Here is a 25,745-nt window from a genome sequence, read left to right on the forward strand (position 1 = left end):
TCAATATACAGTCAATTTTATTCACCTCCCATCATTTCCGGGAGGTTTTTTTGATTTAAAAAGGGATTCTAAATGTTTAAAAATAAAAAAAGAGACTGTTTACTTTTAGTACAGTCTCTTTTGTTTTTGAGATAAAAACCGTTTGTGTTCTTAGAATCATTATTTTGACAATAAAGCTTCTTAATTGTTGTGAGAATATTTTTGCAAAAATATGAATATCCATAAGCCCTGACAAAGTTATCATGTAGAATAAACCATCTTTTTTTTGTCGAAGTTTTACTACAAAATCAATTAAACATAACTTCAACCATTAATTTAAAAACTAATAAAATTATTCAGACACGATAATATTTCTCATTTATAAAATTCTAAAACAAATCAGAAATTCAGCACAATACAGAGATCTGTAAAAGATAATTTAAAATGAATGCAATATAAATTTATCACTTATTATTGAAATATGATAATGTGTCAAAAAAATTTGAATGATTTATTGTCTGCAATACATGATAAAACTTATAGAAAACAAAATATGCAATACTAATTTATCGCCATAATTTCACTATTTTTACACGATCAAAAAATATAAAACACAAAAGACCAGAAAACTTCAATGATAAAAATTTATTCCCAATCGTTCCTGCCCTTTAAAAAAACTTTGACTTGTACAAATACTATTATTAACCGTCTATTGCATTAGCAGCAGATATAGATCAGTTTTGCACATATATGAGAGTTTGGGCATTAATTTTTGCTTGTATCTATCTAAACATTTCCGGGCAGCACTATACATCTACGTGGTACAACATAGATAACGGGCTTCCCCAAAGCAGTGCAAAGGCCATTGTCAAAGACAAATATGGCTTCATCTGGATTTCTACTGAAAACGGGCTGGTACGGTATGACGGGAGTTCTTTCATTACCTTTAATAACTTCAGGGTAAATAATCTTCATTTTGGCGAATTCATAGGAGATCCTTGCCTTGACAGCATCACCGTTCTTAATAATTTCCAGGAAAACAAAATCATTATCAGAAACAGGTTTCCAAAGCTGGCAAGCCTTACTAAAGGTGATAAAATGACCTATTCTAATGGTACTGATATACTACACCGCATTGCCAATAATATCATTACATCGGATTTCTATAATGACATCCAATATTTTATTCAGCTTAGAAATTCTGTTTATCATTTTACAGAAAAGAATGCCATCATCTACAAGGAAGGAAAAAAAGAAATAAAAATTGCTTTTCCTTTTACCAATAAAGACCTGAACTACATTTTTGTACTGAATAATCACCTGTTCGTCAATGATCTGAAAAAAAGAAAAACCTACTCTATCTACAAGGGACATCTTTCTGTTTCTGATAAACCTACACTTTTTAATCATCCTGACACTAAAATCTATTGGCAACAGATTACCAATCAGACTTTTATTATCAATCATGACAATATTTACCTTTTAGAAGGGAATGAAAAGGATCTCCGTTTGAAATTTCTTGTCAATTTTGAAGAAATCGGTAATCACTCATATTGCTCCATGTACTATGATGAGAGTTTCAACAAATTGTATCTGGGAACTCTCAATAATGGATTGAATGTGCTGCAGCTTTCCAATTTCTATGTTTCAAGGAAAGAGGCCGATTTTTCCAGTAATGTATATTTTGCATCCCTTCCTTTCAGCCAAAATACGATTATTGCCGAGGACGGAACAGAATTCGGACGAAATGGGATTGTAAAAAACCATCTATTCGGAAACAATGACGATTATCTGATGATGTATGACCATTCCGGAAATATTCTGATCAGAAAACGAAACAGCATTATCAGGTTTTATAAAAATTCCGGATATAAAAAGAAGGATTCAACTTTTGTTAAAAAAGGGCTTGAAACGTTTATGAAAAGCGGAAACCTTTATGGAACTACCTTTACAGATCTTTCCGGAACTCAGCTTCATCTTTACAGAAAAGATATATTTAAACAACCGGACTTCACCTATACTTTCAAAAGTTTTGTCAATATTTTTTATCAATACAATGAGAATGAAATTCTGACAGGAAACAGTGACGGACTTTATTCTATCACACTTGGCAGCAATACCATAACTCCGTTAATCAAAAACATCCATGTAAAAAGTATTATCAGAACAAAGGATAATCTGATATGGATTACTACGAATAAAAACGGATTCTATCTTTTCAGGAATCACAAGCTTACCAAGATGCCAAACGACGTGAACGATTATCTTCAGTCGGCTCATTATATTCTTGAAGATCAGAAAGGATATTATTGGATTTCTTCGAATAACGGAATGTTTAAAGTCGCTAAGAAACAATTACTGCAGTATGCGGAAGGCAAAAAATCTCCGGTTTTTTATTATCGTTTCACCAAAAAAGACGGTTTTCTGACCAATGAATTTAATGGAAGCTCAGGACCTAACGCTTACGCTCTTCAGAACGGGGATTTTGTATTTCCTTCAATGGACGGCTTTGTATTTTTCAATCCGGAAAGTATTCAGACTTATTATCCGGGAAGAAATAAAATTTACATTGAACGGGTAAAAATAGGAAATTCTGAGCCTCAGTATTTTCATCAGATCCTTGATTTGAAAAATGATTACAAAACAGCGGACGTCTTTATTGATATTCCTTATTTTTCCAATCCTGAAAACCTTTATATTGAAGCAAAAATATCCGGAAAAGAAAACACTGAATGGGAAAAGATTGCCACAGGAAAAGAATTAAAGTACACCATCAGCAACCTTCCTCCAGGAGATTACACCCTGAGTGTAAGAGTATTGATTTCTGCTGACGGGAAATATGAAGAAAAGGCAATACATTTTAAAATCCAGCCTCTTTTTTATCAGACCTTGCTTTTCAGGGTGTCTGCGTCCATTATTATCCTTATTATCATCATCATTATTGTTCAGTTAACCACTAATTTTCTAAGGATAAAAAATAAAGCTTTAAAACAGATTGTTCATAATAAAAACTCTGAACTGAAGGAAACCTCCCTTCACCTGGAGGTCGTAAAAAACAACCTGCAGAAAGAAACGGAATATCAGAAGAAACTGGTGGAAACGATCAGCCATGACATTACCACTCCGATCAGATTTATTGCCATGCTTTCTCAGAAACTGCATGAATCTGATGATGTGGAACTTCAGAAAAAGTACTTTGACAGTATTTATAAATCTTCCGAACAGCTGTATCAGTTTACCCTGAATTTGAAAGAGTACACTGAACTTTATAAGGCTGAAAATATTTTTGAAGAAAAGGAATATCCCATCAACAGAATTCTGGAAATCAAGAATAAATTATTCTGTGAAATTGCAAAAGAAAAAGGGACTACAATTACCAATCTTACTGAAAGTATTATATTTTCTAAGGTAAATGAAAGTATCTTAACCGCTATTATTCATAACATCCTTGATAATGCGGTGAAAAACACCTTTGAAGGGAATATAACCCTTACTATTACCGAAAATCCACAACAATCCACCATACTCATTACTGATACAGGAACAGGAATGTCTGAAGAACAGATTTCTATTTATATGAACCTGTTCAGAAATCCAAAACTGGAAACCCCCAGCTTTAAAGGGAAAGGATTAGGTCTGCATATGGTTATCCATCTGGTAAAAAAGATCAATGCTGAAATGAACTTCAGGCAAAACCATCCTAAAGGAACTGTTGTGGAAATAACACTCAAAAAAAACTAATCTTTATGAATGAAAGAATTTTAATTGCTGATGATCATTATGTGGTAAGAGCAGGAACCTCTCTGGTTCTTGAAACAGCTTATCCGGGACTGAATATAGATTTTGCGGAAAATTATGATCAGGTGAAAAAGAAACTGGAAGATCAGCGGTATGACCTTATTATTTTAGATATTGATATGCCGGGAACTCAGTATAAAAAAATGGTTCCGGAGCTTAAAGATATACAGAATGACCTTAAAATTCTCATATTCTCAGGATATGACAAAGATGTAGCCATCCAATATATCAGAGAAGGAGCTGAAGGCTATCTGAATAAACAAAGCAGTGAAGAGGAAATTAAAAATGCTGTGAAAACAGTAATTGAAAAGGGATATTTCTACCCTGCAGAGCTGATTGGTCTTATTATTCAAAACAAAAGAAATAATCCTGTAGAAAAGTTATCATCCAGGGAATACGAAATCTTCAAACTTCTGGCGGATGGTAATGGCAATCTGGAAATTGCCAACAGACTCAATATTCAGATGTCTACAGTGAGTACTTATAAAAAAAGGATTTTTCAAAAGCTTAATGTTGGAAATATTGCAGAACTGATCAAAGTCTATGAAATGATGCATTAAGAAAACGGGGCCGGAATTTCAAATGGTTCCGGCCCCAGAAAAAACACAAATCTCATTAGATTTTTAAACAGCTAACCCATTGATTTTGTATAATTTCATAGGATCATTGTATTTTTAGAATCTTCAGGCAACAAATTAATACAGTCTCTGTACAGAGAGAAACAGTTCTCTGGTGTTGTCAGAAGTATTGGAATCTGTGGTTGTAGCATCACTGCTTCCGGTTGTAGACTTATTATCTACACGGAATGCATAATACACTCTGTACCACCTTGGTTCCGGTTCCTGTATGGTAATATCAAATGTTACAGTCTCATTATGAGTCTGAGTAAGATAAACACCATCATCAAACTGCCTGTAAGCACCTGGTGATAATTTAATATTTCCGTTGTCAGAATCACCGGTATGGGTAGACATTTCTGAGACCCATATTTTCACATCTGAAGTTCCTACATTATAAAGTCTCGGATTAAAAGTGGTAGCCGCTCCAGTTCCTGCTGAACTACTGTTAAATTGCGCATCCAGTCTTAGGAAACCTCCCAGAACAGGAAGATCAGTAAGATAGGTACTGGCTAACGTGGCAGCTCCGGAAGTGCCTGCAGGAATGCTTCCATGATAGTAGATCAGATCTCCAATGGTAATGTCATCATCTTTTCCTCCGAAAGCAAACTTCCAGGTTGTTCCGTTGAACATGTAATAACCGGCTTTATCTACTTTTGCCGTTTTTACTGAAGGGGCAGTTACAGCCTGAGTTACATAGACCAAAGCTCCGGTTTGAGCCGCTAAATAGACATCGTCTTTAGCTCTTAACTGGTCTCCTGTCATTCTGGGAGCCATTACACCATCAGGTACGGTAGTCACGTCAGGTTTTCCTTCCACATGTAATGTTACTTTAGGAGAATCTGTATTGATGCCTACCTGGGAATATGCAGCTATTGAAAAACACATCATTATGCTGGCAAGAGGTAATTTTATTTTTTTCATTTTAGTATATTTGTTTAAAAATTATTTGATTTATTTAAAAATTGAATAAATCATTTAAGGTCAATTGATAGATCATCAATCAGCCTTTGTTGAGCTAGCTGGTGCAAAGTTATCGGCATTGATAAATCAAATTCATGAATAATCAATGAAAAACCGGAAACGGCTCAACAAAACACAAATAACTAGTAATCAATAATTTAACACAGTCATTTTCTAACATCTGACTGGAGTAAAATATATTGGAATGATTTAAAATTATCTGTTACCACAAATGACCACTGAAAAAGACATAAAAATTGAACACTACAAAAGACAGCTCGTTTATTATTATAACATTCTGATGTCTGTCATTCTTGCTGTATTTGGTTTGATATACACCTTTATCATTCCGGATAAAATAATGGCCTGGTATCTTTTTGGTGGACTTTTTTTAATGGTCTATACGTATCTGATTGTACGCAAAACCTACTCGGTGAATGTCATGGTACATTCCTACATCATTATTGCTACTCTTTATAATTTCTACATCATGCTTGCTTTCTGGAACAATTCTATCGCAAGTTTTGTGTGGCTTATCCCGATTCCGCTTGCTGCCTACGTTTTCTTCCAAAGAAAGTATGTCTTTATTTACAGCATGTTTGTTTTAGTGAATATTATTGCGGGATACCTTATTTCCAAAACCTTCAGCTTTAAATTCCCGATACACAGACCTGAAGACGTGAGAGTTACTGATACCATTCTTATGATGTCCAATGTGGCAGTAATATCACTTCTGCTCTATTTTAAGGATAAAATAAAACGTGTTGAAATTTACCATGAAATTGAAGAAAAAAATGTACATACAGTAATTCAGCCAGTTTCGGTGACAGAGAAAGCGCCCTTTGCAGATGAATTGTTTGAAAAAATTGAGCATGTCATGAGAGAAAAACAGCTGTATAAAGATGTCAATTTTAATATTTCAAAACTTTCTACAGAAATGGATATTAACAGCAGTTATATTTCAAAATCAATTCGTGCAAAAGGATATCCCAATTTCAATAATTACCTGAATATGCACAGAATTGAGTGTGTAAAAAGGTTGCTGAATGAAAATGATATTGAAAAAGTTACCCTTATGTATATTTACACAGAGGCTGGTTTCTCTAATCAGTCTACCTTCAACAGGGTTTTCAAACAGATGGAGAACATTACTCCTTCAGAATACATTAGCGGTCTGCAATTTCATTGATTTGTTTCACCAATCAATATCATTGAGATAATGATTTTTAAATTCGGAAAATAATCAGGAAATTTACAGAACTTAATTTTTCTGTCAAACCACTGCATTTAATGCAAATCATAATGAATTCATCTGAAAAAGCTCTTCAGGGAAGCCAACGTCTCCGATATATAAAACTTTGTATATTCTTTTCCGGGCTGTCAGTTTTTGCACAGCTTTATCTTTTCCAGCCGATGCTGCCAATGGCTGCTGAACAGTTTGGAGTGTCTGTAGGTGATACTTCCCTGCTGGTATCATCATCCACAATAGGTATGGCATTGGGGTTATTGTTTTTTGCTTTTAAAGCTGACAGTTATTCCAGAAAAAATCTGATGGTTTTTTCATTGATTTCATCTGCCATTCTCACCATTATTTCTACCTGGATTCCGAGTTTAAGCCTCCTGATTGCCATCGGAGTATTGAAAGGTTTTGTTGTTTCCGGAGTATCCGCAGTTGCTCTTGCCTATCTTACAGAGGAAGTAAGTGCTTTGGCAGTACCGGCAGCCATCAGCATGTACCTGAGTGGGAATACAATCGGTGGGATGAGTGGAAGAATAATGGCTACTTTGTTTGCAGGAGAATTCGGATGGCGTAATGCTGTTCTTCTGATTGGCGTAGAAAGTTTTATTCTGGGAGCTGTATTCTGGAAACTGTTTCCGGAGTCAAAATTTTTCAATCCACAGAAAACGGATTATCACCTCAAGGTAAAACAGATGAAATTTTTCCTTACCAATCCTTATATGCTTCGTTTATATTTTACTGCGGCATTACTGATGGGCGTTTTCGTGAGTGTTTATAATTATCTGACATTCAGATTAGAGGCAAAACCATTTTCATTAAGCCACTTTATCATTGCCTTTATCTTTCTGATGTATATTTTTGGAGTTTTCGGGACGATGATCGCAGGTCGCCTTTCAAGAAGGTTTCCCATGAATAATATTCTTAAAGCATCTATCCTGTCTATGATTATCGGTGCTGCTTTATTGCTGTCTGAAAATATTTATATCCTTATTTTTGGACTCGGGCTTTTTACTTTATCATTTTTTGCAGCACATACTATGGCCAGCCAGATGACTGCTTTGTATGCCAAACGTGGAAAATCATCAGCTACTTCTATTTACTGGCTGTTTTATTATTTTGGTTCAAGTATTCTGGGAAGTGGTACCGGCTATCTTCTTCATGCTTATTCCTGGAATGTCTTCATAGGAGTTCTTATGATATCCGTTATTATCGCTCTTCTTCTGACAACTTTTAATACCACTCCAAAATCAAGAGTAAAAAACTAGTACCACATACATACCACATCCTGTTTTTCACGGAAAGCTGATAATTCGCTTATGAGTGTACTATTTTAACATATCATTAATTTTTTATAGTAAAAATTTAACCTAATCTTCACCAAAACAAGGCTTAACAATACAATGCCGGGCATACTATTTGCTGTTTATCTGAGACCATATCATCAACTAAAATTCAAAATATTATGAACGTAGCAGATCTAAAAATCAAGAACTTGGTCGAGTACAAAAATCAGATTTATACCATCACTGAGATCTTTCACAATGTTGAGCAGGCTTATTTTGTTAAAATTGAAAATGATATTCAGAGTATTTCAGTTCCGGCAGACTCTATCAAGCCTATTAAGATCACTGAAGAATGGCTTGAAAAACTAGGATTCTCAAGAACATACAGTTCTGAACAGAGCATCCGGTATGAAAGGCCGGAATCCTTTATAAAATACGATATAGACCTGAGTTCCAGAAAAATACTGGAAGGGCTGAAAATATACGGGAACGCCATAAAGTGTAAATACATCCATGAGTTTCAGAATATTTTCTCAAGCTTATTCGGAAAGGAAACTGTTTTACATTATGGTTATTTGAAAACAGAATCGTAGTTAAATAGTTCTTAGTTGAGGAAGACCACAATTTAGCCCGTAAATTGTGGTCTTCTTATGTATAACAGCTTCATGTAAGTAAGTCCTGATAATTTAATATTTACGTAAATTTGTCCCCGTACACTATCAGTACAAGACTTCAAAATGGATACAGATATAATACTTTCGCAACTCATAGAACACTTTAAGGAAATTGTCTCTTTAGAAGAGAAAGATATTCACTGTATCCTGTCCAAATTAGAAATCACACAGCTTAAAAAGAAAGATTATCTGCTTCGTGAAGGGCAGGTATCCAGACATATGCGTTTCATTGCACAGGGAAGTCTGTATGCGTATCACATTGACGAAAAAGGAAAAGAGAATACCACCCAGCTAGGCATTGAAAACTGGTGGGTAAATGATCTTTACAGCTATCTGAGTGAGCTGCCTTCAAGAATGTTTATTCAGGCCAATGAAGATACGATCATCATCCAGATCAGTAAAAGTAATCTGGAATTACTGTACAAAGAAGTTCCGGCTATCTCAGAATTCTGGCGCCTGAAAATGCAGTCTGCCTATGTTACTTTACAGGAAAGAACGTTTGAACACTCCCGCGTTGATGCCTACACCAAATACAGAACATTTGTTACTACCTATCGTAATATCGAGCAGCGTTTCCCTCAATACATGATCGCTTCCTACCTTGGAATAACGGTAGAATATCTGAGTTATCTGAGAAAAAAACACCTGTCTGACGTTTCTTAAGATTTCTTAAGTTTATTCCCCTCCAGCCCGAATAATTTTGCTCTCAGAAATTTAATGAGTGAAATATGAAGGCAAAAATTATCGCTATAACAGCTCTGGTATCAGCTTCCCTGAATCTGAATGCACAGAAACTTTCCTATACCCCTGATCTTGTTTTAGGACATCGCTCCTATACTTATATGCACAATATCAATTATCAGCTGAATGAACGGTTGAAATTGAACAATCTAACGCTATTTGATACGGAATATACCAAAGACAAGGAAAATATATTCTTCATCAGAAATACCCTCTCGTATAATCTTACCAAAAGATTGAGTGCCAATGCTGCATTTGGAATGAAAAACCCGGGAGCATTTTTCAGTGCTTACCTGCAGTATAAGATTATCCAACCCTCCTATTCTCTCTCCTATTCTATAGGAACTACGTATCAGAAAGGATTTTCCCTGGAACAATCTATATCATTTGAGTACACCCCTTATCTGACAGAAAATTTCAAAGGATATTTCAGTGTACTCGCTATTGGGAATATTGATGACAGCGGATATCCCAGAGGGTTACAGTTTATCAGACTGGGCGTAAAACAGAATAAAATGATGTATGGACTGGCTTCCAATTTCGACCAGTTTAATAATGCCAAAAAGACCCTGGAAAATATCGGGGCATTTGTAAAATATAACTTTTAAATAATTATAAGATATGAAAAAGAACATTGATTTAGGACTACTTATCACCAGAATAGCAATCGCATTTCCTATGTCGGTTTATGGAATCAGTAAACTGATCCACGGAGTTGGGTTTATTGAAGATATGATGACCATGCATGGCTTACCATCATTCTTTGCCTATGGTGTGTTTGCCGGAGAAATTATAGCTCCTGTATTGCTAATCATAGGATTCAGGGCTCGTCTTGCAGGGTTGATCTTTGCGGGCAATTGCTTCACTGCTACTATTCTGGCACAAACAGCCAATATTTTCAAACTTAATGAATTCGGAGGCTGGGCTTTGGAACTTCTTGTAATCTATATGCTTGTAAGTTTAAGCTTTTTCTTTACCGGAGCAGGAAAATATGCAGTTTCTACCCAAAATAAATGGGATTAAAATACTCAGAAATTTTCTATTCACTATTGATAAATCAGAGTCTCAGGATTCTGGTTTATTTTTTTATTTTTACATTCAACTGAATTATTCTGATATTATTTTTTTGAGAATGTCCTCGTTATAAAAAATCGGTCGTCATGTATATGAATCAAAAAATTAAAAACAATGAAAGAATTCTTATTAGTCTTTCGTGCAGACTACAAGTCTATGCCCAAGACATCACCGGAACAGATGCAGGCTAATACACAAAAATGGATGAACTGGATAGCAGGAATCGCTGCTCAGAATAAACTGGCTGACAAGGGAAACCGTTTAGAAAGCACCGGACAAGTACTACAATCAGATGGAGTAATTTCCGATGGTCCGTATGCTGAGATTAAAGAATCCATCATGGGCTATACCATTATCAATGCAGAATCTCTTGAAAAAGCCACAGCTTTGTGTAAAGAATGCCCTATTCTGCTATTGGGTGGAAGTGTAGAAGTGAGAGAGATTAGTAAACTGTAATATTAACATCAGAATTTGATACAGCCTTTTCATAAGCCATGGCCAATCCCAATGAAATAACCCCGCATTTATTCAGAACTGAGTACAGCAAAATAATTGCAGTGCTTTGCAAGACCTTTGATATAAAACATATCGAAATTGCAGAAGATATTGCCAGCGACACCTTTCTGAAAGCTTCTGAGCATTGGGCAATCAATGGGCTTCCGGACAATCCCGCAGCTTGGCTTTACACCGTAGCAAAGAATAAAACGAAAGATTATTTCAAACATCTTTCCGTGATTGAAAAAAACAAACAGGAAGATGTAAAAACAACTGAAAAGGAGTTTCCGGCAATAGACTTTGATACCAAAAACATCTCTGACAGTCAGTTGGAAATGATTTTTTCGATCTGTAACCCAATCAATTCCCAGGAAACCCAAATATCTCTGGCATTGCAGATCCTCTGTGGTTTCAGCATAGAAGAAATTGCCAATGCTTTTCTCTCCAAAACAGAAACCATAAAAAAACGATTACAACGGGGACGGCAAGCTCTCAGAACACATCATTTTACAATAGATTCTTTAAGCGAAAATGATATTCATCAACGCTTGGAAACCGTACTGACTACTTTATATTTGCTGTTCAATGAAGGGTATTTTTCCAGAACCAATAATCTTTTAATCCGGAAAAACCTTTGTCTGGAGGCAATAAGACTTGCCCTGATTCTTACTGACAACCCACTTACCAACATTCCTAAAGCCAATGCTTTGCTCGCTTTGATGTGCTTTCAGAGTTCAAGACTGGAAGCCAGAATCAATGGTGAAGGAGAAGCTATTCTTTTTGATGAACAGGACGAAGCTTTATGGGATCAGGCTTTGATTGAAAAAGGTAACTATTATCTGATAGAAGCCTGTCAAACTCACAGCAATGAAGTTTCAAAATACCATCTTGAAGCAGGAATTGCTTATTGGCATACTACAACTGCCAGCCCAGATAAATGGCAACATATTTTAACCCTGTACAATCAGCTTATCATTATTGAATATTCTCCTGTTACTGCTTTAAACAGAACTTTTGCTTTTTCCAAAGTCTATGGAAATGAGAAAGCACTTGTTGAAGCAGAAAAACTCAACCTCATCAGCAACGGGTATTATCATGGTTTACTCGGATATTTATATTCCGGACTTCATATTGATAAGGCGATTCATCATTATGAAGAAGCCATTCGTCTGACAAAATCAAAACAGGAAAAGCAGACTTTGCAGAAACATATTCACCTTTTACAACAACCAAAGTAGAACGTAAATAAAAAGCCTCCCGATCAATAACCGGGAGGCTTTTTTTAATTATTTATTATCTGCCGTATTGAGAAAAAAATCCTCTTTTCCCATAAGGTATGTATTAATCAATGCATGCCTGTTGATCTCGATACGATCACCGTTGGTAATTTTATATTTCTTCTGCAGCGGTTTTTGATTAAAATAAACCGCACCTGAATCAAGCAGAAAATTCAGTTTAGATGATGAAAGACCTAAACAGGTTCTGAGTACTGTTGAAACTCTCATATTAAAATTAAAAAGAGACTGTATTTGAAAAGAAACTATCTCGCTCTCCATATGGATCAGATTTTCTACCGGAAGATTGGGATACAGAATTTCATATTCTACACTTTCCCAATCGGCCTCTACATTATTTTTTCTTATTATTTCCTGTGAAAAGGCATATTGCCAGGCCAATTCCGTATTGTTTTCTGAAAATTTGTTGAATATTTCTCTACTGATAGATTCTGTTCTGATTCTTGAAAACACCGTCATATTATAGGTGTTGTTACATTTTACACATCGGTAAATCAGCCATATATCAATATTCTTTTTCTGCGCATTCAGTCTGAATTTATCGCTGCATTGAAATCTGTCGCTGCTACATTGATTGCATTTCTTTTTGAGTAAGGGAGTATTTTTCGCTTTTACCTCCCAGATATGTTGGGTATTCATTACTTATAATCGTGCTTAATATTCTTTGTTGGATTTTTTCCATAATATTCACGCATTACAAGGGTTACCTATATCCGGATTATAGCTCAAAGATTATTTCTTAAGCCATGTCTTGCTGTATATTTCAGTTTTGATCAATACTCAAAACGAAAACAGCAGATAAAATCACCCTTTACAGGTAATACGATAAATAATATGATGAAATAAAAACCTGTTCGGGCAGAATTACCCAAACGAAAGAACGATCAGCCTGTGGTTACGGAGACTGATACTAAGCGAAAATAAGTTTAAGAGTGGTTCTCAAAACGAGTTATTTACTTGGTTATGATAAAAGTAGTCAATTTTATTGAAGAACAGAGCATTTTCACAGGTAAATTCAAAAAAACAAAATTTACAGCTTTTAAAATGGACCGTACAACAAAGAAAAATTGAGCTATACAACAAACCTATCCTTTCCGTTTCTGCCGAACTTTGTGGTATTAAAATCATCAAAATGAGACAGATTAATAAAATTTACATCAACGGCGAATTTGTTACGCCAAAAGGAACAGAAACTTTTGATCTTATCAATCCGGTTACCAATCAAAAAACAGGAGAAGTAATTCTGGGAAATGAAGAAGATACCCGAATGGCTATTGCAGCAGCGAAAAAAGCTTTTAAAACATTTTCAAAAACAACAAAAGAAGAACGAATCAATCTACTTAAGAAACTACACGCAGCCGTAAGCAAAAGAGAAGAGGAACTGGTTTCTGCTATGGTGAATGAATATGGCGGAACATTACAATTCTGCAGAATGAGTGTTCAAAATGCAATCTCTGCCTTTACAGCCACCATCAACACTTTAGAATCTTATGATTTTGAAAGAACAGTAGGACATTCTAAAGTACGTTTTGAATCTTTAGGTGTAGTAGGAATTATCACTCCCTGGAATGCCAGCAACAGCTTCATCTGTAATAAACTGGCTACTGCCATTGCTGCCGGATGTACAGCCGTCATCAAACCAAGTGAAATGAGTGCAGCACAAACCCAACTGCTTACTGAATGTTTTCATGAAGCAGGGTTACCTGAAGGAGTATTCAATATTGTCAACGGGTTAGGAAATGTAGTAGGAAATGAAATTACACAGCATCCTGATATTGCTAAAATATCTTTCACCGGATCTACATTAACAGGAAAAGCAATTGCTAAAGGAGCTGTAGATACGATGAAAAGAGTAACCTTAGAGCTTGGAGGAAAGTCTCCTAATATCATTCTGGAAGATGCTGATCTTGAAAAAGCAATTCCTATGGCTGTTTTCGGGGCCTATATGAACAACGGGCAGGCATGCATTGCTCCCACCCGACTTCTTGTTCCGAAAAACAGACTGGAAGAAGTGAATGAACTGGCTAAAAAAGCTGCAGAACAGGTAAAAGTAGGAAATCCTAATGAAGAAGATACACTTGTAGGTCCAATGGTAAGTGCCAAACAATTTGAAAGAGTACAAAGTTATATCCGTCTGGGACAGGAAGAAGGAGCTGTTCTGCTTGCAGGTGGTGAAGGTAAACCACAAGGTCTTGAAAATGGTAATTTTGTAAAAGCGACCATCTTTACCAATGTTCGTAATGATATGCGTATTGCTCAGGAGGAAATTTTCGGGCCTGTACTGTCTATTATTCCTTATGCTAATGAAGAAGAAGCCATTGCCATTGCCAATGACACCACATATGGTCTGGCCGCTTATATCAGTTCTGCTAATCAGGAACATGCAGAACGTGTAGCTGCACATATTGATGCCGGAAGAATCTGCATTAATGGGTTTGCCCATGATCCTTATGCGCCTTTCGGTGGTTTCAAACAAAGTGGTATCGGGCGTGAGTTTGGTGTATTCGGATTGGAAGCTTATCTGGAACCCAAAGCAATTCTGGTTTAATCTGATATTCTTCACAGCAAAATATTCTTATGATTGTTTTGCTGTGAAGATTCTATCATCCTAAAAAGTTTTGTAAGTTTGAATAAGAATCTATCAAGAAATACCCATCTGAGCCATGAGCGAAAATAACATTCCCTTTCCCATCAATTACTCCTGCCATTTCTCAGAATTCAGGGAAGGAGAACAATTTGCACGGATTCACAGTCTGGGTCTTGTTCTTTCAGGGGAAATGGAACTGAATGACGGGATCACAAAAACAATTTTTAAAGAAGGAGAACTCTATTCTGCAAGGAAAAACAGTTTATTGAAGTTCGCAAAATATCCTCCTAAAAATGGAGAAATCAGAACGATATCCATCTATTTTGATGATGCCATGCTTCATGATTTCAGCCGGGAGTATGGATATCAGGCAGAAAAGAAAGACAATGTTCCTGCCTATATAAAACCGGAGCAAAAGGCATTGCATTCATTTATGTACTCATTATTGCCTTATGAAGATCTTCCTGCTTCTGAGGAAATTCTTCGACTCAAACAAAAAGAAGCTCTCCTCTTGCTGTTGAATTATGATCCGGGGCTTAAGGATATTTTATTTGATTTTTCCGAGCCGTATAAAATAGATATTGAAAGTTTTATGAATAAAAACTTTCATTTCAATGTTAATATAGAGCGTTTTGCTTACTTAACGGGGAGAAGTCTGTCTGCATTCAAAAGAGATTTTCAAAAAATATTCGGAGTTCCGCCAAGACAGTGGCTGCAACTTCGCAGATTAAAGGAAGCGCATTTTCTGCTTACTCAAAAAGGGAGATCCGTTTCTGATATTTATCTGGATCTTGGATTTGAAAATCTATCCCATTTCTCTTTTGCCTTTAAAAAACAGTTCGGCTATCCGCCAAGTGCATTACAGGCAAAATAACTTAGATTTCCTCTAAAAAGAAATACCTAAAAGCAAGAATCACCAGAATAACGACTGCTATTGTAATGATTTTCAATTTCATATCGCTCTTAAGATTTTCCGGAGCGTAACGCAGTGTTTTTTCATCAAGATAAAAGTCTTTGTATACTTCAGGATTGATTTTCAGATCCGGGCGAAACACATGCACACCTTTCAGAAAATGCCCGATAAGATCATATCGGTTTTTAAGTGGAATCACATCCAGATTGATCAGTTTCTTTTGAGGGTTTCTGTTTTCATCTTTTTCATGAACATACAGATTCTTTCTGAAATCGCTGTACTTTCCGGAAGCACGGGATTCTGAAAATATATCTTTTGTATAAGGATTATCACTCTTTACCAAATCATAATATTTGATTGCTGACAGCACTTCATTATTCCTGTTGAGGAACAGAATTCCCTGATGATTGATGAGCAGACCACTGATTTTTTCATCCTGATTCCTCATCATTTCATACACCAGCCAACCCGCCAGTGAACCTGCAATAAGAAACAGTAATAAAAAGATCATATCAGAAGCGGTGTCTGTAGAAGGATCGGATAAAGCATCAATAAAAAACCTCAGTAAAACAACAGCAACGGCAGCAAAAAGAATGACAATACTCCACCTTACTCCGGCAATGTATTGAGGATTATAGGTTTCCGATCTCATTTCAGGAAATGCTTCTTTCATGGTTTTAATGTATAGTATATTAGTTTGATCAGCTTTTAACATCTATTTAAAAGATCATATGTCAAAATTTGCCGAGCTGCAAAAATAGAATATAAAAATGAATAGAATATTATAGGATATCCATTATTTTAACCACTAAAAATAACAGATCGCGTCATGATTTTCATGACACGATCTGAATTATAGAATCTAATTATTTTAAATTTTTCTAAACAGCATATTCTACTGAAGCTTCTTTAGCAGCAGCAACCATTGCGATTAAAGCTTTTTCAGTTTCTTCCCAATGTCTGGTCTTCAGTCCGCAATCAGGGTTTACCCAAAGCTGATGGGCAGGAATGACATTCTGAGCCTTTCTCAACAATTCAATCATTTCTTCTTTTGACGGAACTCTCGGTGAGTGAATATCGTATACTCCAGGACCAATTTCATTCGGATATTTGAAATCTGCAAAAGCATTCAGCAGTTCCATCTGAGAACGTGAACATTCTATGGTAATCACGTCAGCATCCATATCCGCAATGTTTTCAATAATATCATTGAACTCAGAATAACACATATGCGTATGAATTTGAGTGGCATCTTCTACTCCACTTGCTGAAATTCTGAACGCTTCCACAGCCCATTTCAGATAATTCTGCCAGTCTGTTTTTCTTAATGGAAGTCCTTCTCTGATCGCAGGTTCATCAATCTGAATAATTCTGATTCCTGCTTTTTCCAGATCCACCACTTCATCACGAATCGCCAAAGCAATCTGCTTACATGTTTCTGAACGAGGCTGATCATCACGGACAAAAGACCACTGTAAAATCGTAACAGGACCTGTCAACATTCCTTTTACCCATTTTTCAGTCTGGGATTGTGCATATTCAGACCAATACACAGTCATCGGAGTCGGGCGGGAAACATCTCCAAAAATTACAGGCGGTTTCACACAACGGCTTCCGTAGCTTTGTACCCAACCGTTTTTAGTGAATACAAATCCTTCCAGCTGTTCTCCGAAGTATTCTACCATGTCATTGCGCTCAAATTCTCCGTGAACCAATACATCAATTCCGATGTCTTCCTGCCAGCGGATTGTTCTCTGCGTTTCTTCTTTCAACAAGGTGTCATATTGTTCTGCGGTAAGCTCTCCTTTTTTGAATTTGGCTCTCCAGCTTCTTACTTCTGTGGTTTGCGGGAATGACCCGATGGTGGTGGTTGGAAATAAAGGAAGCTGCAATACTTCCTGCTGTTCTTCTTTACGGATTTTAAAGGTATTTATTCTCTGAGCATCTTTTTCAGTAACGGCATTCGCTCTTTGTTTTACCTGATCATTATGGATAAGAGAAGAAGTTCTTCTGCTTTCAATTGCTTTTTTATTTTCTTCGAATGCTTCAAGAATCTGTTCATTTTCCGTTCCGGATGCCAATTCTTTAAGGGTTACTACTTCTGTCACTTTTTGTTTAGCAAAAGCCAGCCAGTTTTTAATTTCAGGATTAAGATTGGTTTCAAAATCAAGGTCACAAGGTGAATGAAGCAATGAACATGATGGTGCAATGAAAATTCTTTCAGAGCCTAATTTTTCAACAGCTTTTCTGATGAATGACAATGATTTCTCATAATAATTTTTCCAGATATTTCTACCGTCGATTACTCCTAATGAAAGGCTTAAACTTTCAGGAATAACATTCAGAACCTCATCAAGTTGTTCAGGATTTCTCACCAGATCAACATGCAATGTATTCACCGGAAGGGAAACAGCAAGTGATGTGTTATCTTTTAATCCGTCAAAATACGTAGCTACAATAAATTTCAGTTTTGGGAAACGTTTTCTGATTTCGGCATACACAGAAAGATACGTTTCTTTGGCTTTTTCTGTTAAATCCAAGGCCAGAAAAGGTTCATCAAACTGAATCCATTCTGCTCCCTGATCCTGAAGTTTAGTTAAAATCTCTGTATAAACAGTAAGAAGATTTCCAGCCAGATCCAATTTATCGAAGCCTTCTTCTTTTTCTTTTCCTAATAACAGATAAGAAACCAGTCCGATAATCACCGGTTTTGCATTGATTCCAGCTTGTTTTGCTCCTGCAAATTCATTGAAAATTTTATCTGAGCTCAGTTTAAACTGTTGATTTTTATAAAATTCCGGAACGATATAGTGATAGTTGGTATCGAACCATTTGGTCATTTCCATTGCGGTAATGTCCAATCCGTCTTTCTGATATCCTCTTGCCATCGCAAAATAAAGATCCAACTCAGTATTGTTCTTTTTAAGCACCACTTCATGATAACGTGTTGGAATTGCTCCTACTACAAGGCTCATATCCAAAACCTGGTCATAGTATGAAAAATCATTACACGGGATAAGGTCTATTCCTGCTTCTTTCTGAATATTCCAGTTTTGGTTGCAGATCGTTCTTCCGGTATTCAGAAGTTCTTCCAAAAGGATTTTACCTGACCAATACTGTTCACAGGCTTTTTTAAGTTCTCTTTTGCTACCAATACGCGGATAGCCAAGAATGTGAGTTTGCATTTTTTTAAACTTTTTAATTAAACTTATTGGGAAAGTTCTTTAAAAGGCTTCGTAATGTTTTATCGGAAGAAGTTTCAGGAAAGTCATGACATAGCAGACAGCGTAATTTCTTTTAAAAAAAGAAAATACCCGAATCCGATATATCATCTGTATGATCCCAAAGCTTCAGACCGCGAAAGCATTGTCAATTCAGTAAAGGCAGGTCTCCTGACTTGTAACAGTTTCCGTCATCCTTCCCGCTTTTGGCAGTGGATCTGCAAGGACAGAAACCTTTGGTGTGTTACTTACAGTTGCGCGACAGCTCGTGATTTGCACACGATTCCCTATTAATCTACCTTAAGTAAAACCTTTCCTGTTTGATGAAGTATCTGTAAAGAACTGTACTTTTACCTTTGACAATTACCATCAGTAAAAGTTTTTAATTTTGTGTAAAATTAGCAATACAGAATAAAAATACAATTAATATTAAATAATTAAGTAAATTAAACTTTTAAAAACAAAAATCAAAGCATATAATTCTGTAAATTTGACTGTTTTAATCATTTAAAAGAATAATATTCTGTGGAACAACTCGATGACAAGGATGTACAGCTGCTCAGGCTGCTCCAGAAAAATGCTAAACTGACCGTTAAGGAACTTGCAAAAGAAATCAACCTATCCACCTCACCTGTTTTTGAAAGGGTAAAAAGACTGGAACAGGATGGTTTTGTTAAAAGATATGCAGCTGTTCTTGATGCTGAAAAACTGAATCGTGGGTTTACGGTTTTCTGCCAGATCAAACTCAAAATTCACGACAGATCTGTAGGCTATGATTTTGTAAAAGAGATTCTGGAAATTGAAGAAGTTGCCGAATGCTACAATATTTCCGGAGATTTTGATTTCCTTCTGAAAGTTCAGGTAAGGGATATGAAGCATTATCAGGATTTTGTATTCAATAAGCTTGGATCTGTAGATTCCATAGGAAGTACGCACAGTACTTTTGTGATGGCTGAGGTAAAAAATAACCATGGGCTGACTATTTAACGGTATAAAACCGGAGAACCCATTTATTCTTCAATCCATTTTCTGAACGTGGAAGTATTGCTCTGGCTTGTGATAAGATGATCTTTCTGCCCTTTTATCTGAACGGAAAGTGTATTTTTATTGTATCGCTCTATTCTTTCAATATGACATTTCTGAATAAGCTCACTCCGGTTGATCCTGAAAAAATCAGAAGGATTCAACTGCATTTCAATTTCTTTTAAAGTAGATTCATTCAACAGATGTTTTTTTCCTGCTGTATCAAAGGCAAAAACAACTCCTTCTTCTGCTCCAAAGAAAGAGATCTCTTCCGTATTGATAAAATAAAGTGCCTGGTGTGAACTGACAGTGAATCTTTTCTTATAATTTTTCTGGGTATGGTTGTTATTCAGCATTTCCTGAAGTTTTGCCAAAACATCTTGCGGTTCTGAATGAGTTTTTCCTAATAAAAGAAATTTATCCCATGCTTTTTGGAAACGGTTCTGTGAAAAAGGCTTTAGCAGATATTCAATTCCGTTGCTTTCAAAGGCATTCATCCAGAACTGATCATACGCTGTAGTGAAAATAACCGGACACGAAATATTCACCTGATCATAGATTTCAAAAGCATTTCCATCCAATAGTTCAATATCGGAAAAGATCAGATCAACAGATGAGTTTTTTAAGAAAACAATAGCCTGTTCTACGGTATCAATTTCCGCAACAATTTCAATAGGAGTTTCAAGTTCGCTTATGAAACGTTTTAATTTGTTTCTTGCAGGAATTTCGTCTTCGATGATTACTACTTTTATCATATTTTATACTGGAATTATGGGAATGGTAACTGAAAATTCTGTTTCAATTTTTAAAATGTTTACCTGCTGATCTGTTAAAAGTTGATATTGTTCCTTAAGATTATTCAATCCTCTTCCTGAAGTTTTTTTACGGTTCCGTTTAGGGATTACATTATTCGAAACGGTTATTGTCTCGTCTATTTTTATTGTGATCCGGATAGGTTTAGAAACAGTTCCAAGGTTATGTTGAACCGCATTCTCAAGTAACAGTTGTAATGAAAGAGGGATGATATAACCTGATGATTTAACAGAATTGATTGTTAATGAATAAGCATTTCCGTATTTGTATTGTATCAGGTTAAAATATTTCTGTGCAAAAACCAGTTCTTCTTCCATGGACACTATTTTTTTATCGGAAACATCTAAAACATAGCGGTATATTTCTGCAAATTCATTCAGAAAATCTGAAGCCTTGTGTTTGTCTTCTTCTATTAACTGATCCAGAATATTGAGATTATTGAATAAAAAATGAGGATTAAGCTGGGTTTTCAGTTGATTAATTTTACTTTCAGACAGGGCATGATCATATAGAGCCAGTTGTTTCTGATATTCTGTATTTTTTTTGTAGTAACGGTACGCCAGAAAAAAACTTCCATAGATAAAGCCTCCTATCAAATCTGAAAAAGTAGAAAGAATAACAACTTCCTGATTAAAATTTTTCTCAACTTTTCCAAAAATAAGAGCAATCACAAAGCCTATTATTTTCATCACCAAAAGATAGGTTAGCAATGAAAAACTGAATATTTTCAGGACTTCAGCTATACTGAACGTTGATGATTTCTGCCAGTTTTTAATGAAAAAATCAATGACAAAAAACAGAATACAGGAACTGATGAGTGTAACAACAGCCGCTTCCGGAGTGAAAATATACCAATCCAGTGTTCTTCTTATGCCAATACGGGTATGAATAGACTGTACATAGGCAAACAAAAGGATAAACAGCAGGAAGTATCTGTTTTGATTAATCTTTTTTAAAAGGGTTTTCATCGGTTTTATGAAGGATCACTTTTTTACAAAAATAGCCCTATATTTTTACAGGGCTGTTTTTTACAGTATTATTTTTTCTTTTCAGGAAATGATGCGGTAACGTTTCCGTTATCATCTAAAAAATCAAGTTTGGCTTCATTATTTTTATCTACACAGAATCTGGCTCTTGGTTTTCCTTTGCTGTCAAATAAAAACAGTCCGTTATGTTCATCTTTGGTTTTCCCAAGCATCATTCTTGGTGCTCCTCCAATAAGCCCCTGCTGTTCATATTCTTTGTATTTTTTCTGTGCAGCGTCAGGATCTTTCATCTGATCCAGCTCCGCAAAGATTTCTCCTGTTTTGATTTGTGATTCTTTTGAGGGACGGTCATTGAAATAAAGCCCGCTGGACACTACTCTTTTGTCACCTTTCTTATAATCCTGGGTCAAAAGCTGCATGACCTGATCACCATCATACTGGTCGTAAGTTAGAGATAACCCTGAACTGTGGCCATTCTGATTTTTCTGTCCGTCATAGATAAAACCTCCGCATTCGATTCCTTCTTCATTGAAAAAGAGCATACCGGACCGTTTTTTCCTTGTTTTATTAGTCGGCCTTCCGTTTATTTTATCTTCTCCGGTAGGAAATTTTCCAACATTAGTAATAACCATCTTTACCGTACCATCTTTTTCTACGATATTGATTCTTTCCACATCTATTTCAGTAAACTTCTGATTTCCGGATGTCTTAAAGGCTGAAGCAGTTAAAAATACAATTCCAATGACTGCTGTAAAGGCAAATGTTCTTAAAAAAATGAGTTCTCTGTTCATACTGTTATCTTGTTAATCGTTTTTGTTTTGATAGGTCAAAGCTATGATAACCCTGTCTGCCATTCAATCAGAAAACAATGAACTAAGGAAATAAAGAAATGAATGAAGGACTTTCATCATTGAGTATTTTTATATCCTTCTTCTTTCGTACCTGATCCGGTAAATAAAAACACCCATCAAAAAATGACAGGTGTGATATAATGGTAATTTTTAGCAACTAATTGGCTGCCGGATCAATAAGCGCTGTTGTTAAGCCTAATGATTTCAAAAGGTTTTTACTGTCAAAAAACAATGTTGCATAATGTTTTCCTTTTTTAAAAACCAGTTTTGATCCACCTGGAAATTCACTGCCAGCTCCTAATTTTTGTGTTTTAGCATTGTATTTAGTGAACTTGGTTTTACTATCCTGTAATGTACTTTTATTCAGCACAAGGCCAAAAGGAAGCCCTTCCACCACTAAAGATTTATTGTCTGAAGTTGCAAAAAACATCTCATTGACAGCATTATCTTTTCCCAAACTGCAATAAAGCTCCAGCCCTGTTTTCATTGGCCATTTTGCATATTTTTCTTCATTGGCATCTTCATAAAAAACAGTTTTTACATTCAGTGCTTTTGATATTTTATCGGGTGTCTGTGGGAAGATAAATTCTGAATTTTTATCCAATAAAGAATTCAAAGCGGCTGTTTTTTGTGAAAATGCAGTCACACTTAATGCCAGAAAAAAGAGAGTTACAATGAAATTGAATGGTTTCGTCTGCATGAGAATGTTTTAAAATTTTAATAATTTGATGATTAAAGGTATTAAAATTACACAATTTGTGTGATATAATTCTATGGTGAAACCTTATCTGTAAAATTCCCGATTCTACTTCTTTTGCTGCAAATTGAACACCGTCCCAGCAGGATCAGTAATCCAGTGCATGTTGTCAGGAAGTTCTTCAATCTCGTCACAGGTTTCCACCCCATTTAACTGCAAGTATTCTGTTGCCGTTTCTACGTCAGGGACGGTGAGTTGTAACCAGGTTTCGGAATGGGTATAATTGTCGACACAATCCAGCCAAATAATATTATTCCCGAATTTTACTTCGTGAGTTCTGGAAACAGTAGGGTTATTAATTGGCCTTTCCTCCACTTCTAATTTTAAAATTTCTCTGTAAAAGGCAACTGTTTTTTCATATTTATTTTTGGGAATTTTTATAGCGATATTAATTCCTGCTTCAAATTTTGGATTCATACTCAAACTATTTTAAAAAATTATTCAGATAGTTCAGAATCATTGCTGTCTGCATCATGAGACTCACGTGAGTTTGTCCCGGAGCAATAGCCAATTGAGATTTCGGCATAGCTCCCATGTCTGCAAAAACATCACCACCTAATAGTTTATAGGTTTTTGAGAGTTCTGTTTTATCCAGTCCATCATTATCACCAGCTATGATTAAAACCGGTACGGGAATTTTAGAAATATTACTATCACCAAGATCAAAAGGTTGTCCGGCAGAAGCCATCATCTGCTCCAGAAATGGCGTCCATTTTGTTTTATCTGGCGCAACAGCATTATAGGCAGTATGCATAGGACTGTTTGTAAAGAGGTCGGGTTTCATTCCTTCAAGCGCTTTATTTACTTCGGGCAGCCAGCCGTTCGTTTTATATGTTGACGAAATAATAACCAGTTTGTTCAGCCTTTCCGGACTTTGTATCGCTAATTGATAAGCCACTTCCCCTCCAAAACTATATCCTGCAACGTCTGCTTTATCAATTTTCAGATAGTCCATTACCTTTGTAACATCACTGGCTAAAGTTGCATGGGATAACTTCCGTTCTGAAAACGGAGTATGTCCGTGTCCCTGTAATTCAATCGCTATTACTTTTCTGTTTTTAGACAATTCCGGGATCAGCTCGCCCCAATTCAGATCAATGGTCATAAAGGCGCCATGTAGCAGCACAATAGGCTTTCCTTTACCATAAACTTCATAATACACTTTGATTCCGTTGGCAGGCGCATAGCCGCTTTCAGAAGGTTTTATTTTTTGTCCATATACCTTAGATACTGTAAGAAAAACAGTTAGGACCAATAATGCAGAGAATTTGAATAAATTTTTCATAATATTATCAGATTTGGTGGATTAAACTTTTAATCAAAATTACCAAGTCATCCTGAAACCAGACTTGTCACAAGACAAGATTTTATTGAAATAAGATGAATTTAAAAACAACTGAATCTCAAAACCTTCTCCACAAAATATTTTTACGCAATTTCATAAAACAAATACAAAACATCATACAATTAATCAATTAAAAATAAATATTTTTATAATAATTCTACAATAGTTGATAAAATTTGATTAATTTCGAATAGAACTAAACTTCAAAATTATTATGAAAAATTTAAAGAAAATCGAAAGACAAGAATTGAAAACAATTAAAGGTGGAATTGACTGCAGAGGTGGTCAGCTATGTTTAATCGGTGGTAAGTGGCAATGTATGCCTTACGACGGATGTGGTGGTGGAAACCAGCCTTAATCTTACGTTTAATACAATTACTTGACTATGAAAAATTCTAAAAAAATTTCAAGAGACCAATTAAAGAGTATTAATGGCGGAGCGGTAAGCTGTTCTGAAGCGTGCTGCCCACCTCCGGGAATCAAAAGATGCCCATGGGTGATCTGTATAGCACCATGTGAGATTCTAAGTTAAAGAAGACTCTATTCTCAACAATAAACCCTGTGATTTTAATTGCAGGGCTTTTTATTTTTAAGATAGTACATTCTTATTTATACTGATGTAAGTCTGAATATACTCTAAAAATAAAAAAACCTTAAATCAATTGATTTAAGGTTTTCTTTGCGGAGAGTGAGGGATTCGAACCTAAATTCTACAATCAGCACTCCATCTAATATTTCCATCTTTGCAAATAACTATTGCCATGATTCTGCCACAGTTTCAGTTATTATCAAACTTAACTTTTTAGTAATTTAATCCTTTACAAAAATAAAACTTTTTCACAATATTTACAAAATCCTTTAAGGAGGCATCAGCGGTACATTTTTCGAAAAATCTTGTAGAGAATTTGAATAAACTTGCACAGCTTTCTAAAATCAATATATATTGAAATATCGTCAAAAAATACAGTTTAAAAAAAACATCCATAATGAAAGATAGTTGAAAAGATACAGCCGTTGCGCTTATGGCAAAATAAAATAATTTTTAAAATAAATTCTTTCTCAAACTAAATAAATATTTGGACTTCATTTT

At 35.5% G+C, this 25,745-nt stretch carries 24 protein-coding genes and 1 riboswitch; of the genes, 14 read left to right on the top strand and 10 right to left on the bottom strand.

Going from position 1 to position 25,745, the window contains the following annotated elements; translation table 11 throughout:
• The first annotated feature begins 729 nt into the window (after positions 1-729).
• Positions 730-3,720 (top strand): sensor histidine kinase, encoded by a 2,991-nt coding sequence (locus NK356_RS08225; RefSeq protein WP_253316678.1) that lies wholly within the window; start codon positions 730-732, stop codon positions 3,718-3,720.
• A gap of 5 nt (positions 3,721-3,725) precedes the next feature.
• Entirely contained in the window at positions 3,726-4,337 is a 612-nt protein-coding gene (locus NK356_RS08230) for a response regulator transcription factor (RefSeq protein WP_034698570.1), read from the top strand.
• A 135-nt stretch (positions 4,338-4,472) separates the two neighbouring features.
• Here NK356_RS08230 and NK356_RS08235 read toward each other — a convergent pair whose 3' ends face one another.
• Complete coding sequence (locus tag NK356_RS08235; protein WP_034698573.1) at positions 4,473-5,318, bottom strand: hypothetical protein; 846 nt, start codon at positions 5,316-5,318, stop codon at positions 4,473-4,475.
• 271 nt (positions 5,319-5,589) lie between these two features.
• Here NK356_RS08235 and NK356_RS08240 point away from each other — a divergent pair, with 271 nt between their 5' ends.
• From NK356_RS08240 to NK356_RS08275, 8 genes are all read left to right on the top strand, one after another.
• Positions 5,590-6,546: an AraC family transcriptional regulator gene (locus NK356_RS08240; RefSeq protein ID WP_034698575.1), complete on the top strand. Its 957-nt coding sequence runs from the start codon at positions 5,590-5,592 to the stop codon at positions 6,544-6,546.
• A gap of 113 nt (positions 6,547-6,659) precedes the next feature.
• Positions 6,660-7,862 carry an MFS transporter gene (locus NK356_RS08245; protein ID WP_253316679.1) on the top strand — a complete coding sequence of 401 codons (1,203 nt, stop codon included), beginning with the start codon at positions 6,660-6,662 and terminating at the stop codon, positions 7,860-7,862.
• 197 nt (positions 7,863-8,059) lie between these two features.
• Complete coding sequence (locus tag NK356_RS08250) at positions 8,060-8,473, top strand: hypothetical protein (protein ID WP_034698579.1); 414 nt, start codon at positions 8,060-8,062, stop codon at positions 8,471-8,473.
• A gap of 144 nt (positions 8,474-8,617) precedes the next feature.
• On the top strand, positions 8,618-9,217 hold the full coding sequence (locus NK356_RS08255; RefSeq protein WP_034698581.1) for a Crp/Fnr family transcriptional regulator: 600 nt from the start codon (positions 8,618-8,620) through the stop codon (positions 9,215-9,217).
• Positions 9,218-9,282: 65 nt separating this feature from the next.
• The gene (locus NK356_RS08260) at positions 9,283-9,903 is read left to right on the top strand and encodes a hypothetical protein (protein ID WP_051934557.1); all 621 of its coding nucleotides are present in this window, start codon (positions 9,283-9,285) and stop codon (positions 9,901-9,903) included.
• A gap of 13 nt (positions 9,904-9,916) precedes the next feature.
• Entirely contained in the window at positions 9,917-10,318 is a 402-nt protein-coding gene (locus tag NK356_RS08265; RefSeq protein ID WP_034698583.1) for a DoxX family protein, read from the top strand.
• Positions 10,319-10,483: 165 nt separating this feature from the next.
• Positions 10,484-10,825, top strand: a complete 342-nt coding sequence (locus NK356_RS08270; protein ID WP_253316680.1) for a YciI family protein — start codon at positions 10,484-10,486, stop codon at positions 10,823-10,825.
• Between the two features lie 38 nt (positions 10,826-10,863).
• Positions 10,864-12,102, top strand: a complete 1,239-nt coding sequence (locus NK356_RS08275) for an RNA polymerase sigma factor (protein WP_253316681.1) — start codon at positions 10,864-10,866, stop codon at positions 12,100-12,102.
• A gap of 48 nt (positions 12,103-12,150) precedes the next feature.
• On the opposite strand, the gene NK356_RS08280 is transcribed toward NK356_RS08275, so the two are convergent.
• Complete coding sequence (locus NK356_RS08280; protein ID WP_253316682.1) at positions 12,151-12,798, bottom strand: DUF1062 domain-containing protein; 648 nt, start codon at positions 12,796-12,798, stop codon at positions 12,151-12,153.
• 346 nt (positions 12,799-13,144) lie between these two features.
• Between NK356_RS08280 and NK356_RS08285 the strand changes: the two genes are divergently transcribed.
• Both NK356_RS08285 and NK356_RS08290 read left to right on the top strand, forming a co-directional pair.
• Complete coding sequence (locus NK356_RS08285; protein WP_253316683.1) at positions 13,145-14,707, top strand: aldehyde dehydrogenase family protein; 1,563 nt, start codon at positions 13,145-13,147, stop codon at positions 14,705-14,707.
• Between the two features lie 115 nt (positions 14,708-14,822).
• A complete protein-coding gene (locus NK356_RS08290; RefSeq protein WP_253316684.1) occupies positions 14,823-15,620 on the top strand; it encodes an AraC family transcriptional regulator in 798 nt (265 codons plus the stop codon).
• Position 15,621: 1 nt separating this feature from the next.
• Here NK356_RS08290 and NK356_RS08295 read toward each other — a convergent pair whose 3' ends face one another.
• Entirely contained in the window at positions 15,622-16,332 is a 711-nt protein-coding gene (locus tag NK356_RS08295; RefSeq protein ID WP_253316685.1) for a hypothetical protein, read from the bottom strand.
• 208 nt (positions 16,333-16,540) lie between these two features.
• Positions 16,541-18,844 (bottom strand): 5-methyltetrahydropteroyltriglutamate--homocysteine S-methyltransferase, encoded by a 2,304-nt coding sequence (gene metE, locus NK356_RS08300; RefSeq protein ID WP_253316686.1) that lies wholly within the window; start codon positions 18,842-18,844, stop codon positions 16,541-16,543.
• Positions 18,845-19,023: 179 nt separating this feature from the next.
• A riboswitch (cobalamin riboswitch) is annotated at positions 19,024-19,210 on the bottom strand.
• A gap of 195 nt (positions 19,211-19,405) precedes the next feature.
• On the opposite strand from metE, the gene NK356_RS08305 reads away from it, so the two are divergent.
• Complete coding sequence (locus NK356_RS08305) at positions 19,406-19,867, top strand: Lrp/AsnC family transcriptional regulator (protein ID WP_034698598.1); 462 nt, start codon at positions 19,406-19,408, stop codon at positions 19,865-19,867.
• 23 nt (positions 19,868-19,890) lie between these two features.
• Here the strand turns inward: NK356_RS08305 and NK356_RS08310 are convergent, their stop codons facing one another.
• The 6 genes from NK356_RS08310 to NK356_RS08335 form a co-directional block, all read right to left on the bottom strand.
• A complete protein-coding gene (locus NK356_RS08310) occupies positions 19,891-20,658 on the bottom strand; it encodes a LytTR family DNA-binding domain-containing protein (protein ID WP_253316687.1) in 768 nt (255 codons plus the stop codon).
• 3 nt (positions 20,659-20,661) lie between these two features.
• Positions 20,662-21,684 (bottom strand): sensor histidine kinase, encoded by a 1,023-nt coding sequence (locus NK356_RS08315; protein WP_253316688.1) that lies wholly within the window; start codon positions 21,682-21,684, stop codon positions 20,662-20,664.
• Between the two features lie 68 nt (positions 21,685-21,752).
• Positions 21,753-22,493 carry a hypothetical protein gene (locus tag NK356_RS08320; RefSeq protein WP_034698604.1) on the bottom strand — a complete coding sequence of 247 codons (741 nt, stop codon included), beginning with the start codon at positions 22,491-22,493 and terminating at the stop codon, positions 21,753-21,755.
• A 217-nt stretch (positions 22,494-22,710) separates the two neighbouring features.
• Positions 22,711-23,253, bottom strand: coding sequence for a hypothetical protein (locus NK356_RS08325; protein WP_034698606.1), 543 nt, complete (start codon positions 23,251-23,253; stop codon positions 22,711-22,713).
• A 105-nt stretch (positions 23,254-23,358) separates the two neighbouring features.
• Positions 23,359-23,727 carry a VOC family protein gene (locus NK356_RS08330; protein ID WP_034698608.1) on the bottom strand — a complete coding sequence of 123 codons (369 nt, stop codon included), beginning with the start codon at positions 23,725-23,727 and terminating at the stop codon, positions 23,359-23,361.
• A 7-nt stretch (positions 23,728-23,734) separates the two neighbouring features.
• The gene (locus tag NK356_RS08335) at positions 23,735-24,595 is read right to left on the bottom strand and encodes an alpha/beta fold hydrolase (protein WP_253316689.1); all 861 of its coding nucleotides are present in this window, start codon (positions 24,593-24,595) and stop codon (positions 23,735-23,737) included.
• A gap of 445 nt (positions 24,596-25,040) precedes the next feature.
• On the opposite strand from NK356_RS08335, the gene NK356_RS08340 reads away from it, so the two are divergent.
• Positions 25,041-25,187, top strand: a complete 147-nt coding sequence (locus NK356_RS08340) for a hypothetical protein (RefSeq protein WP_165835290.1) — start codon at positions 25,041-25,043, stop codon at positions 25,185-25,187.
• The last annotated feature ends 558 nt before the right edge of the window (positions 25,188-25,745 follow it).

Origin of the sequence: Chryseobacterium sp. S0630 (genome assembly GCF_024158915.1) — a bacterium.
Taxonomy (GTDB): Bacteria; Bacteroidota; Bacteroidia; order Flavobacteriales; family Weeksellaceae; genus Chryseobacterium.

What these genes read in the sequence shown, in the direction of transcription:
- NK356_RS08225 (WP_253316678.1), top strand. Translation starts at nt 730, where the DNA reads ATGAGAGTTTGGGCATTAATTTTTGCTTGTATCTATCTAAACATTTCC.
- NK356_RS08230 (WP_034698570.1), top strand. Translation starts at nt 3,726, where the DNA reads ATGAATGAAAGAATTTTAATTGCTGATGATCATTATGTGGTAAGAGCA.
- NK356_RS08235 (WP_034698573.1), bottom strand. Translation starts at nt 5,318, where the DNA reads ATGAAAAAAATAAAATTACCTCTTGCCAGCATAATGATGTGTTTTTCA.
- NK356_RS08240 (WP_034698575.1), top strand. Translation starts at nt 5,590, where the DNA reads ATGACCACTGAAAAAGACATAAAAATTGAACACTACAAAAGACAGCTC.
- NK356_RS08245 (WP_253316679.1), top strand. Translation starts at nt 6,660, where the DNA reads ATGAATTCATCTGAAAAAGCTCTTCAGGGAAGCCAACGTCTCCGATAT.
- NK356_RS08250 (WP_034698579.1), top strand. Translation starts at nt 8,060, where the DNA reads ATGAACGTAGCAGATCTAAAAATCAAGAACTTGGTCGAGTACAAAAAT.
- NK356_RS08255 (WP_034698581.1), top strand. Translation starts at nt 8,618, where the DNA reads ATGGATACAGATATAATACTTTCGCAACTCATAGAACACTTTAAGGAA.
- NK356_RS08260 (WP_051934557.1), top strand. Translation starts at nt 9,283, where the DNA reads ATGAAGGCAAAAATTATCGCTATAACAGCTCTGGTATCAGCTTCCCTG.
- NK356_RS08265 (WP_034698583.1), top strand. Translation starts at nt 9,917, where the DNA reads ATGAAAAAGAACATTGATTTAGGACTACTTATCACCAGAATAGCAATC.
- NK356_RS08270 (WP_253316680.1), top strand. Translation starts at nt 10,484, where the DNA reads ATGAAAGAATTCTTATTAGTCTTTCGTGCAGACTACAAGTCTATGCCC.
- NK356_RS08275 (WP_253316681.1), top strand. Translation starts at nt 10,864, where the DNA reads ATGGCCAATCCCAATGAAATAACCCCGCATTTATTCAGAACTGAGTAC.
- NK356_RS08280 (WP_253316682.1), bottom strand. Translation starts at nt 12,798, where the DNA reads ATGAATACCCAACATATCTGGGAGGTAAAAGCGAAAAATACTCCCTTA.
- NK356_RS08290 (WP_253316684.1), top strand. Translation starts at nt 14,823, where the DNA reads ATGAGCGAAAATAACATTCCCTTTCCCATCAATTACTCCTGCCATTTC.
- NK356_RS08295 (WP_253316685.1), bottom strand. Translation starts at nt 16,332, where the DNA reads ATGAAAGAAGCATTTCCTGAAATGAGATCGGAAACCTATAATCCTCAA.
- metE (WP_253316686.1), bottom strand. Translation starts at nt 18,844, where the DNA reads ATGCAAACTCACATTCTTGGCTATCCGCGTATTGGTAGCAAAAGAGAA.
- NK356_RS08310 (WP_253316687.1), bottom strand. Translation starts at nt 20,658, where the DNA reads ATGATAAAAGTAGTAATCATCGAAGACGAAATTCCTGCAAGAAACAAA.
- NK356_RS08315 (WP_253316688.1), bottom strand. Translation starts at nt 21,684, where the DNA reads ATGAAAACCCTTTTAAAAAAGATTAATCAAAACAGATACTTCCTGCTG.
- NK356_RS08320 (WP_034698604.1), bottom strand. Translation starts at nt 22,493, where the DNA reads ATGAACAGAGAACTCATTTTTTTAAGAACATTTGCCTTTACAGCAGTC.
- NK356_RS08325 (WP_034698606.1), bottom strand. Translation starts at nt 23,253, where the DNA reads ATGCAGACGAAACCATTCAATTTCATTGTAACTCTCTTTTTTCTGGCA.
- NK356_RS08330 (WP_034698608.1), bottom strand. Translation starts at nt 23,727, where the DNA reads ATGAATCCAAAATTTGAAGCAGGAATTAATATCGCTATAAAAATTCCC.
- NK356_RS08335 (WP_253316689.1), bottom strand. Translation starts at nt 24,595, where the DNA reads ATGAAAAATTTATTCAAATTCTCTGCATTATTGGTCCTAACTGTTTTT.
- NK356_RS08340 (WP_165835290.1), top strand. Translation starts at nt 25,041, where the DNA reads ATGAAAAATTCTAAAAAAATTTCAAGAGACCAATTAAAGAGTATTAAT.